9 protein-coding genes are annotated in these 11,895 nt (G+C 47.8%); all 9 read left to right on the plus strand.

Going from position 1 to position 11,895, the window contains the following annotated elements; translation table 11 throughout:
• The first annotated feature begins 159 nt into the window (after window positions 1-159).
• The 9 genes from smc (at window position 160) to J2X05_RS06745 (ending at window position 11,895) form a co-directional block, all read left to right on the plus strand.
• Window positions 160-3,669 carry a chromosome segregation protein SMC gene (gene smc, locus J2X05_RS06705; RefSeq protein WP_310070354.1) on the plus strand — a complete coding sequence of 1,170 codons (3,510 nt, stop codon included), beginning with the start codon at window positions 160-162 and terminating at the stop codon, window positions 3,667-3,669.
• A 29-nt stretch (window positions 3,670-3,698) separates the two neighbouring features.
• Window positions 3,699-4,916, plus strand: a complete 1,218-nt coding sequence (gene zipA / locus J2X05_RS06710) for a cell division protein ZipA (protein WP_310070357.1) — start codon at window positions 3,699-3,701, stop codon at window positions 4,914-4,916.
• 110 nt (window positions 4,917-5,026) lie between these two features.
• The gene (gene ligA, locus J2X05_RS06715) at window positions 5,027-7,081 is read left to right on the plus strand and encodes an NAD-dependent DNA ligase LigA (RefSeq protein ID WP_310070360.1); all 2,055 of its coding nucleotides are present in this window, start codon (window positions 5,027-5,029) and stop codon (window positions 7,079-7,081) included.
• Window positions 7,082-7,693, plus strand: coding sequence for a transglycosylase SLT domain-containing protein (locus tag J2X05_RS06720; protein ID WP_310070362.1), 612 nt, complete (start codon window positions 7,082-7,084; stop codon window positions 7,691-7,693).
• 49 nt (window positions 7,694-7,742) lie between these two features.
• Window positions 7,743-8,168 carry a hypothetical protein gene (locus tag J2X05_RS06725; RefSeq protein WP_310070364.1) on the plus strand — a complete coding sequence of 142 codons (426 nt, stop codon included), beginning with the start codon at window positions 7,743-7,745 and terminating at the stop codon, window positions 8,166-8,168.
• Between the two features lie 50 nt (window positions 8,169-8,218).
• Window positions 8,219-9,196, plus strand: a complete 978-nt coding sequence (hemB, locus tag J2X05_RS06730) for a porphobilinogen synthase (protein WP_310070368.1) — start codon at window positions 8,219-8,221, stop codon at window positions 9,194-9,196.
• Window positions 9,197-9,220: 24 nt separating this feature from the next.
• The gene (locus J2X05_RS06735; protein WP_310070372.1) at window positions 9,221-9,592 is read left to right on the plus strand and encodes a DUF3012 domain-containing protein; all 372 of its coding nucleotides are present in this window, start codon (window positions 9,221-9,223) and stop codon (window positions 9,590-9,592) included.
• A gap of 43 nt (window positions 9,593-9,635) precedes the next feature.
• On the plus strand, window positions 9,636-11,144 hold the full coding sequence (locus tag J2X05_RS06740) for a Wadjet anti-phage system protein JetA family protein (RefSeq protein ID WP_310070375.1): 1,509 nt from the start codon (window positions 9,636-9,638) through the stop codon (window positions 11,142-11,144).
• Window positions 11,137-11,895, plus strand: coding sequence for a DUF4194 domain-containing protein (locus tag J2X05_RS06745; protein WP_310070378.1), 759 nt, complete (start codon window positions 11,137-11,139; stop codon window positions 11,893-11,895). The genes J2X05_RS06740 and J2X05_RS06745 overlap by 8 nt, the downstream gene beginning before the upstream one ends.

An 11,895-nucleotide genomic window follows, 5' to 3' on the forward strand; every position in this document is an offset into this window, starting at 1 on the left:
TTTTTTGGCATCTTTCGGGAATTTTATAAAAGCTAAAAAAATTAACAAAATCAAACAGCTAGGCAATGTGTGGTTGCTGGCGATTTATTTATTGAACAGGCGGGTTGGGGTAGGGCGCTCGAACCATACAAGCCTGATGAAATATGAGTGTATGGACCTATGCGGCTAAAGTGCATCAAGCTGGCTGGCTTTAAATCGTTTGTTGATCCTACAACGGTCAACTTCCCCAGCAACCTTTGCGCTGTTGTTGGCCCGAATGGCTGCGGTAAATCCAATATTATCGACGCCGTGCGTTGGGTTATGGGCGAATCCTCCGCCAAAAACTTGCGCGGCGAAAACATGACTGACGTTATTTTCAACGGCTCCAGCGGCCGTAAACCTGTCGGTCAGGCCTCTATCGAACTGGTGTTCGACAACTCTGATGGCACCCTCTTAGGCGAATACGCCGCTTTCACTGAAATCAGTATCAAGCGCAAAGTCTCCCGCGATGGTGACAATAGCTATTACCTTAACGGCACCAAATGCCGCCGTCGTGATATTACCGATATCTTCCTCGGCACAGGTCTTGGTCCGCGTAGCTACGCTATTATCGAACAGGGCATGATCTCCAAGCTGATCGAGGCAAAGCCGGAAGATCTCCGTGTTTATATCGAAGAAGCGGCGGGTATTTCCAAATACAAAGAGCGCCGCCGCGATACCGAAAGCCGTATGCGCCGCACACAGGAAAACCTGGAGCGTTTGACGGATATTCGCGATGAGTTGGAGCGCCAGCTATCGCGGTTGCAGCGTCAGGCACAGGCTGCTGAAAAATACGCAGAGTACAAAAAAGAAGAGCGTTTGCTAAAAGCACAATTGCAGGCACTTAAATTCCAGCAGCTGGATCTGCAAGCGAAAGCCAAACAGGCAGGTATTCGCGATCTTGAACTGCGAATGGAATCTTTTGTCACCGATCAAGTAAACAAAGACACCCAAATTGAAAAGTATCGCAGCCAATACACTGAGTTGGGCGATAAATTCAATGAAGTCCAAGGCCGCTATTACGCCATAGGAGCGGAGATCGCCCGCCTTGAGCAAAGTATCCAACACGCCAGTGAACGCGCGCGTCAACTGCAGGCGGATCTGGATCAAACCAGCCGCGACAGCAAAGAAGCTGAAGAAAATTTATTAATCGATACACAAAAAACCGAAGCCTGGGAAGAAGAGCTGTTAGAGCTTGAACCCGAGCTGGAAATGGTGAAAGCAGCGGAAGAAACCTCGGGCGAATCGTTGATTGATGCTGAAGAAGCAATGCAGCGTTGGCAGAATGATTGGGACAGTTTTAACCAGCGTGCGGCCGAGCCCCGCCAACGTGCCGAAGTGCAACAATCGCGTATCCAACATCTTGAACAAGTACAGCAACGTTTGTTGCAGCGTATTGAAAAGTTGCGCGAAGAAAAAACCAACTTGCAAGATAGTTCGGAAGACGAATCTATTCATGAGTTGACTGAACAACTCGCTGAATTGGATTTGGTTGCCGATGAAAAACGTATGCAGCTGGATGCATTTGTTGAGCAGCTGGATAGCACTCGCAATGACAACAATCGTTTTGTAAATGAATTGGATCAGGCGCGCAGTCAATTGCAAAAAATGCGCGGCCGCCATGCATCGCTTGAGGCATTGCAACAAGCCGCAATGGGTGAAAAAAACAAAGCCGTTACTCAATGGTTGGCACAAAATGATTTAACCAATAAATCCCGTCTGGCTGATTTAATCAGCGTGGCTGATGGCTGGGATAAAGCACTCGAAACTGTCTTGGGTAATGCACTGCAAGCCGTCTGCGTAGATCAAGTCGATGCAGTGACTGGCTTACTGGAAAATCTCACCCAGGGTGAATTGGTGTTGTTTGATACCAATGCAAAATCAACCTCTGCTGCATCGACAAAAGCCGCATTGCTCAGTGCAAAAGTGACTGCCCCTTGGGATGCGCAAGGTCTGCTCGCCGGAATTTATATTGCGGATGATTTATCTGCCGCGCTCGCTTTGCGCAAACAGCTTGCCGCAAATGAATCCGTTATCACCCGCGATGGTATTTGGTTGAGTCCACATTGGGTGCGTGTTACCCGCGACACAGATGCAAGCTCGGGTGTAATCGCTCGTCGTCAAGAGTTGGAAGAATTAGCAGCTGCAATTGCAACTGCAGAAGAAAGTATTGAAACACTCAATGCCCAACTGGAAGAAGGGCGTGCAGCAATTAAACGCCTGGAGCAAGACCGTGAAATACTGCGTCGTCAGGTTGATGAAGAAAACCGCAAATACGGTGAATTGCGTTCACAATTAAGTGCCAAACAAGTTCGCATTGAACAAATGAATATGCGCCGCGAGCGCGCGGATAATGAAATCCGCGAGGCGCGTGAACAAATGGAGCAGGAAGCTGAACATTTGTCCGAAGCGCGCATGATTTTGAGTGAAGCCATCGAGATGATGGAGCAGGATACCGACCTGCGCGAATCGCTGCTACAACAGCGCGATGACATCCGCACCGGTTTGGATACTGCCCGTCAGCGCGCGCGCCACGATAAAGATAAAGCCCATGAAATCGCCATGCGTTACCAATCGGTAAAAACGCAGTTGGATTCTATTCGCTTGGGTATTGGCCGTTTGCGTGAACAGGCTTCACGTTTGCAAGAGCGCCGTGAGCAATTGCTGGCCAGCATTGCCGATAACCGCGATCCGGTTGAGGAATATAAGCTAGAGTTGGAAGCCAGTTTATCCAAGCGTCTCTTGGTTGAGGCTTCCTTGACTGAGGCGCGCCGCGCCTTGGAAACTGTCGAGCATGAATTGCGCAACTCCGAACAGGCACGCAACCGAGCTGAACAGGAAGTGCAGGCCGTGCGCGCGCATTTGGAGCAAGAGCGGTTAGCTGCACAAATGTTTGAAGTGCAACGCGCAGGTATCGTTGAGCAATTACAAGAAGAAGAATTAAACCTGGATATTATTTTGGCAGAGATGCCAGAAGGTACCGAAGTAAAACCCTTGGAAGAAGAATTGGAAAGTCTCGCGGGTAAAATCTCGCGCCTCGGTCCAATTAACCTGGCGGCAATTGACGAATATAAAACAGAGTCCGAGCGCAAAAATTATCTGGATGCACAAAATGCTGATTTGATGGAAGCGCTTGAGACTTTGGAAAATGCGATTAAGCGCATCGACCGCGAAACCCGTACACGTTTTAAAGAAACCTTTGACCAGGTTAACAAAAGTTTGCAGGAATTATTCCCCAAAGTATTTGGCGGTGGTCACGCCTATCTTGAATTGACTGGCGAAGAGTTGCTCGACACTGGTATTACGATTATGGCGCGCCCACCAGGCAAGCGTAACAGCACTATTCATTTGTTGTCTGGTGGTGAAAAAGCCTTGACGGCGATTGCGTTAGTGTTTTCGATTTTCCGTTTGAATCCGGCACCTTTCTGTATGCTCGACGAAGTTGATGCGCCGCTCGATGACGCCAACGTTGGGCGTTACGCGCGTATGGTTGAGGAAATGTCGGCACAGGTGCAATTTATTTACATCACGCACAATAAAAACGCGATGGAAATGGCACACCAATTGTTAGGCGTTACCATGCACGAGCCGGGCGTTTCGCGTTTGGTCACAGTAGATGTGGACGAAGCCGCAGAATTAGCTGCGGTTTAAACATTGAACTAATTAATACGGATAACCTTATGTGGAAAGATTGGGTCATCATTGTTGGTTTTTTACTGATTCTGCTGATATTAGCGGATGGGATCAGGCGCAAGCGCAACGAGCGCAATGGCAATATCAAGGTGTCGCGCTCGCTCAAAAAAAGTTTAAAGCAGCAAGCGGAATATGAGGATGAACCTCCTGCAGAAGCTCCTAGCTATACTAGTGAATTGCCGAATGGCGGCGCTCGTGTTGTTGGTCAGCGTGATCCTTCTGCGCGCGTCCCCAGTATTGAAAAAAAGCCGCAAGCCAAATCTTATTTGGAAAAGCATCAGCAACCTGAGCCAGTTGCACCGCCATCAAGCCTGCGTGCACAACGCGAGCCGCAGCAAACCAGTTTAAACCTTGGTCAATCGGTTCCGATGTTGATGGAGTCGGTTGATGATAACAAAGTATCTGCTGTTGCCAATAATGAGCGTATTGAGCCCAGCTTCTCTGCTTCGCGCGACGAAGATCTCAATGATGATTACGATGATCGTCAGGATGATGATTATGAAGGTGAAGATTATGAGCGCGATGATCATCCTTATACCCGTGAGTTGGATGATGGCGAAGATCGCAATATTCTCGCGCAAGATGAAAGCGATTATGAAGATGAGCGAGATTTGAGTCCGGAAGAAAACGAAGGATTTGAAGATGATGAATACCGTCATGAAGAAGAATATGACGAGGATGATTCTGAAGAAGATTATGAAGGTGATGAGTCTCAATCTTCATCAACAGCGCAAAACAATTTTGCGGAAAAACAACCCGCAGAACCGGAAGAAGTTTTAATCATTAACGTCATGGCGCACAAGGGCGAAATGTTTAACGGTGCTGATTTGCTCGATATCGTTTTGCAGTGCGGTATGCGCTATGGCAGCATGGATATTTTCCATCGCCACAGCGATACCAAAGGCGAGGGTGCTTTGCTTTTCAGTATGGCAAACATGGTTAAGCCGGGTACTTTTGATCTGGATGCAATGGACGAGTTTGAAACGCCGGGCGTCAGCTTGTTTATGACGCTGCCTATTAATGCTGATTCTATGCAATCATTTGATTTGATGGCCGATACGGCGCGCGCCATAGCCGAGACATTGAATGGTGAATTAAAAGATGAACAGCGTAGCGTCATGACGCGGCAAACGCTGGATCATTGTCGCGAGCGCATTCGCAATTTCGAACGTATGCGTTTATTCCGTCGCCCAGCACCGCGTTAATTCGCAGCTCTCTTTAGTCATTAATCCTGCACAGGGACGTGTAAGAAAACTGCACGCTAAGGCATGAATCGCGCATCGCCCCAAGCCCGAATCATCAGGTAATTTAATTCATGTCTACTCTCTCCTTGTTCGATGATTTGCCGTCTCAGGTTGCCAAAGAAATTGCTGATTTGCGCAAACAGCTCCAGTATCACAATTATCGGTACTACGCGCTTGATGATCCACAGATTACGGATGCTGAATACGATCGCTTGATGCAGCGACTGCGTGAACTCGAAGCCCAGTATCCTGAATCTGTCACACCTGACTCACCGACGCAACGTGTTGGTGCTACTCCTTTATCAACGTTCCAAACGGTTGTGCATGAAATGCCTATGCTGTCATTGGACAATGCTTTCAGTGACGGTGATTTACTCGCATTTAACCAGCGTGTGCAGGACAGATTAAAAAGTGCAGAAGATATTGAATACGTCTGTGAATTGAAGCTTGATGGTATCGCTGTGAGTTTGTTGTATCGTGATGGTTTATTAGTGCGCGGTGCAACCCGTGGTGATGGCACTAACGGGGAAGATATTACGCAGAATGTGCGCACTATTAATTCCATTCCATTGCGCTTGTTGGGCAGTGGTTATCCCGCCGTACTGGAAGTGCGCGGCGAAATTTATATGCCCAAAGCGGGATTTAATGCTCTGAATGAAAAAGCGCGTATGGCGGGCGAAAAATTGTTTGTCAATCCGCGCAATGCAGCGGCTGGTTCATTGCGCCAGTTGGATTCCCGTATTACCGCAAGTCGCCCGCTGGAAATGTGTGCCTATAGTGTCGGTTGGGTTGATGGCGGTGAATTACCTGAAACCCATAGCGGAATTTTGGCTGCTTTAAAAAACTGGGGCTTCTTAACCAATCGCGAAACCCGTGTTGCAAAAAATATTCAGGAAGCGTTGGGATTCTATCGGCGCATTGGCGAAAAACGTGATGCATTGGCTTACGATATTGATGGTATTGTTTTTAAGGTCAATTCCCGTCTGTTACAGGATACATTAGGTTTTATTTCTCGCGCGCCGCGCTGGGCAATTGCTTATAAATTTCCCGCACAAGAAGAGTCGACAATATTGCTTGATGTTGAATTCCAGGTGGGCAGAACCGGCGCCGTCACTCCCGTAGCGCGGTTGCAGCCTGTGTTTGTCGGCGGTGTTACTGTTTCCAATGCAACCTTGCACAATCGTGATGAAATTAATCGCCTTGGAATAAAAATTGGCGATACGGTTATCGTGCGTCGCGCGGGTGATGTGATTCCGCAAATTGTGCAGGTTGTGGAAAGTAAGCGCCCGGTTGATGCACGCGATATCCTTTTCCCGGAACATTGTCCGGTATGTAATTCCCCTGTAGAAACTGTTGCGGATGAAGCGGTTGCACGTTGTTCCGGTGGTTTGGTGTGCGCAGCGCAGCGCAAAGAGGCGATTAAGCATTTTGCCTCGCGCAAGGCCATGAATGTGGAAGGGCTTGGCGATAAGTTGGTTGAGCAGCTGGTTGATTTGGGTTTGGTTAATAATCTGGCCGATATATATTCGCTCACTCGCGAACAATTATCCGCTATGGAGCGCATGGGCGATAAGTCGGCGGATAATATTCTCGCGGCATTGGAAAATTCAAAAAAAACTACCTTGGCAAAATTTATTTATGCGCTGGGAATTCGCGAAGTGGGGGAGTCTACTGCGCGCAATTTTGCCAATTACTTCGGTAGTTTTGAGGCTATGGCTGCTGCGGATCAGGAGGTATTACAGCGAGTGCCTGATGTTGGTCCAGTCGTCGCGCATTTTGTCGCCGAATTTTTTGAACAAGAATCCAATCGCGTTGCAGTTTCTGCGCTGCGCGCTGCGGGAATTCACTGGGATAACATTGAAGTTGCAAGCCCTGACGCCTTGCCTTTAAACGGGCTGACCTATGTATTGACCGGCACGCTAGAGGCGTTATCACGCGACGATGCCAAGGCACATTTGCTCGCATTAGGAGCAAAAGTGGCAGGCAGTGTTTCTGCCAAAACAGATTATGTTGTCGCAGGTCCGGGGGCTGGCTCCAAGCTCGCCAAGGCAGAGGAGTTGGGTTTAAAAGTAATGGACGAGGCAGGGTTGCTTGAGTTGTTGCGTGAACACGGGCGGCAGATATAAATGATGTATTCGACGTGTAAAATTTTTGTATTGGGTATGCTACTGGCACTGGCGGGCTGCTCCAGTTTACCACCGGCAAATTCCAATAATATCTGCGATATTTTCGATGAAAAACCTTCTTGGTACAAAGACGCCAAAAAAGCTGAGAAGCACTGGGGATCTTCGGTGCCAGTTATGATGTCGATCATGTATCAGGAATCCCAGTTCAAGCACAATGCACGGCCGGCACGCACTAAAATTTTATGGGTGATTCCAGGGCCTAGGCCGAGTGATGCTTTTGGTTATCCGCAAGCTAAAGACGATGTTTGGGATGAATACCAGGATCAGAGTGGCAACGGATGGTCGCGACGCGATAATTTTGGCGATGCGATTGATTTTATTGGTTGGTACAACAAGCAAAGCCAAAAGCGGAGCAGAATTGGTTTGAATGATAGCTATAACCTTTATCTGGCGTATCACGAAGGGCATGGTGGTTATAATCGTGCAACCTATCGTAAAAAAAATTGGCTAATGAATACCGCGCGCAAAGTGGAAGACCGTTCCCAGCAATACGAATATCAATTGCGCAACTGTGAAGAGCGTTTTAAAGGCAGTTGGTGGTGGCCGTTTTAATATAGTTTGAATGAAATCCTGTTAGTCGATAACCAATATCGGAGTGGGTATGGATCAAGAATCAATTGTTTACGGTTGTATTAAGGATGTATCCCCGTCTATGGTGGAATCTGAGCGTATTCGGATAAACCGCGCGGCGATGTTGTCGCTACCGCACGCAGATGAGTGGCCCTTTTTAAGTCAGGAAATGTTTTCAATTCCTAATGTGGATTCACCATTTTTTAATTATCAAACCGAAGTTATGCACTTCGGAGCATCTTACAAAGCTGTGGAATACGAATGGGATCAATGGATCGCACAATTTGAATCCCTGCTTAGCCGTATGTATTGGGTATCGGCCACAGTGCATTTGGAGACGGAATTGTCTGGCACCCACACCTTTACTTGGGAAGCGAATGGCAATTTCCACAAGCCGGGCTCGGGTGATATGCGTGTGCGCTGTGAATGGAGCCATGAAGGTTCGCTGAGTATTTAAATTATTTTTTGATTGGGTATTTAAATTCATTTTTGATCAGGCATTTATTTATGCAAATCCCTTTAACGACACCGGATTTTCGCTTTCGTCGCCTGCGTAAAACCGCTGCATTGCGTGAGCTGGTGCGCGAAACTCATCTGCGGATGAGCGATTTTATTCTGCCGATATTTATCGAAGAGGGAATCACTAAGCCTGTACCGATTAAATCCATGCCTGATGTATATCGTTACCCGGAAGATCAGCTGGCGGAAATCGTAAAACGCGCCTGGAGTAAAGGAATCAAAGCGGTCATTTTATTTGGTGTCTCCACCCATAAAGATGACGAAGGTTCAGATACCTGGTGTGAGCATGGTTTGCTTGCGCGAATGATCCGCACCGCAAAACAAGCGCAGCCGGAAATGTTGGTAATTAGCGACAATTGTTTTTGTGAATACACTGACCATGGCCACTGCGGTGTAGTGGCGCATGACGATGTTGATAATGATCAGACACTGATGAATTTGCAAAAACAAGTGGTGCTTGCTGCGCAAGCGGGTGTGGATATGATTGCCCCATCAGGAATGATGGATGGCATGATCAGCGCCATTCGTGAAGCGCTGGACGCTGCAGGTTTTACGCATATTCCGGTGATGTCTTACTCTACCAAATTTGCCTCGGCATTTTACGGGCCGTTCCGGGATGCGGTAGATAGCAGTTTTAAAGGTACGCGCAATACTTATCAAATGGACCCTGCCAATGCCCGTGAAGCGCTTGCTGAATCCATGCAGGATGAAGCTGAAGGTGCGGATATTCTCATGGTTAAACCCGGCATCGCTTATCTTGATGTGCTGGCGCATATCCGCGCGAATTCTGCGCGTCCACTTGCGGTTTATCATGTAAGTGGTGAATACGCCATGATCAAAGCCGGTGCGGCGGCCGGTGTAATTGATGAGAAAGCCATAGTGCTGGAAACCATGACCGCATTTAAACGTGCGGGCGCCGATTTAATTATTACTTACTACGCAGAAAAGCTGGCCGACTGGCTTTAATGCTTATTGATGGACATTCAACCCATGATGAATTTTTTTCGCGAACAAAAATTACTTACCGGTTTGTTGTTGGGCAGTTTGTTAGTGCTCTTACTCGGTGTTGGTTTAATCATCTATTCAAATAATGCAGCCAAAGAAGCAGCACAAACAGAAGCGACTTTGCAGCGCTTGAATGTGATTGCCAATAGCGCGAGTGAGGAGTTGCAAAAAACCGTCGTGTACGCTGATGTACCTATTACCGATGTAAAACCGGAAGATTCTGTTGCGAAAGTATCGGCATTAAATGGCCGTATTCCAGAAGAGGGCAGCGCTGATTGGTGCGAGGTAATGATGGTTAAAGATGCTAAAGACTGGACCAAAGAAGAGCAGTCGCTGTTTGCTAAAAACTGCATCTAATGTTGTTATCTATTTGCCGCTTTATTCTTTGTGAAAATTCCTGATGTTTTTTAGCGATTCCCGCCAGCACTTTTTTAATCCACTCACGGGTAAATACCGTGAGCTGGTGGCGGAGTGCCTGCGCCTGTTATACCAACGCCTGTATACCGATTTGCGCGATTATGGCCACGCCATGAACCGCGAACAGTTAGTGGATATTTTTAAAGAGGCGATTGCCCGCGCGCCTATTCTTGATGCCGATGTCAGTGATCCAGATGATACTAGCGAAGGCCGCTTTAAAACCCAGCGCGATCTTGCCAGTTTTATTATCAATCGCCTGATTGAAAATGGTTGGTTGGAAAAACAAGTCGATGAGACCAGCTTGCAGAGCAGCTATGGGTTTAGCCGCATGGGGCGTTTGTTTACCCAGCCCTTTGCCGACAATGATGCCAACCAGTTCCGCACGCGCAATCGCAACACTCGCAATACCCGCAATAGCCTGCAAGCCTTTTACGATCAGGGCGAGATCAATGATTTGCTCGATGCGTATGAATATTCCGAACGCATTATCAGCGACTTTACCGATGTGATTGCCGAGCTGGAAGAGCGCAAACGCCAGTTGGTGCGCGAGGTTGAATCGCGTCAATTAATCCAACAGGCGAGTGACGAGTTTTTTGATTTTATGGAGACGGTGTTTAAGCCGGATCTGGAAGTTCGTTTATCTGCTGACAGCGTAGAAAAATATCGCGACCAAATTTCTGACATCGTCACCAAGATTCGCCGCAAGCGTAAATACGGTTTGGGCGATGCGGAAACTGCTACAAAAGATTGGCGGGCAGTAATGGAAATCCGTTTGCGCAAAGCCTTGCCGCAAAAAGTCGTGCCCGGTATTTCGCTGTTGGAAACCCTGCTGCAAACAATTGATTCCCGTTTAAAGAATGCCTGCGACATTATGTTGCCCGCGTTGCGCCGAGCGCTTAATACCTTTACCCAGCGCGCCGATATTATCATTCGCCAGCTCAGTTACATTAATAGCCGCGGGCAAGATGATTTGATGGATATCTACCGATCGCTTGGCAATCTAACGGCAGAGCAGCAGGATCAGGTATTGCTGGAGCAGGGTGAGGCGATTGCCAGTATCCAGATAGGATTTATTGATCCCGCACAAATTCAATTGCGTGCGCCGCGCAATATCCAGGTTGTGCGCTCTATGCTTGATGAAGATAGAGCCCTTGATGCAGAAGCCCAGAAAGCGCTCTTTGTACAACAGGCATTGGATAAAGCGTTTATTTTGCAATCCAGCAGCCTGCGCGATTACGTACACACCGCCCTGGTCCAAAAAGGGCAAATTAACAGTAGTGAGCTACAGGCAAAGAATATGCAGGAGCTGCTGAATTTATCCCACGCAATTGAGGTGGGCGCTGCGGCTAACTTGTCATCCCGTTATCGTTTTGCGATTACTCAAAACGCCGATTGGCTGCACGCGCAGCCCTTGGTCAATAACGATAAATATTTTAAACAGCGCGACGAGTTTGTGATTAGCTTGATCGACGATGGTGTAGAACATGAGTGATCAATTAAGTTCGTTGCTGCAAGAGCAGCTTGAAAAGCATAATTTGAGTTTGGATAACTGGCGTGAACTTGTGCAACGCTTGTTGGATTACGGTGTGCTTTGCCGTGACGACAGCCAAGTGGAAGCTGAACTTTATGACCGTTTTGTTCGCATCCATGAATTAGTGAATGATTATCTCAGTTTGATGGGCGTTAGGTTCCAACATGATAGCCATTTCCGTTTTGTGCGCATATTGCCGCCCGGTGCGCGTTTGCCGGGTATGGATGATGAAAGTGACGAGCCATTCAACGCCGGTTTGCGTAGCCGGTTAAACCAACATGAAGTGGCACTGGTGCTGGTGTTGCGTGCCGAATATGACAAGGCATTACGCGAAGGCAGTATTGATGAGCAGGGTTGCGCGACTTTATCGCTGGAAGCCATTGCGATGGCGATGAAGAGTTTATTGCGCCGCAGTTTGCCAGAGAATCTGGGGGAGCGTCGCCAGGCATTTAAACGTTTGCGTCAATTGCGCTTGATTAACTTCTTTGCTGAGTCCGATATTGATTCCAGTGAAAGCTGGATCAAAATCCGCCCGCTGATTATCAACCTTGTGAATAACGAATGGCTGGAACAAATTCGCAATCATCTTGCTGAAAACTTGTTGCTGGTTGATGAAGAAACCGATGGGCAAGAGCAAGATGAATCTGCAGAACCCAAAGCGCGTAAATCCGCTCCGCATTTGAACCGTTCGCTTTTTGCGGCTGAAGAATAG

This window comes from Cellvibrio fibrivorans, assembly GCF_031457055.1.
GTDB classification, from domain to species: domain Bacteria; phylum Pseudomonadota; class Gammaproteobacteria; order Pseudomonadales; family Cellvibrionaceae; genus Cellvibrio; species Cellvibrio fibrivorans.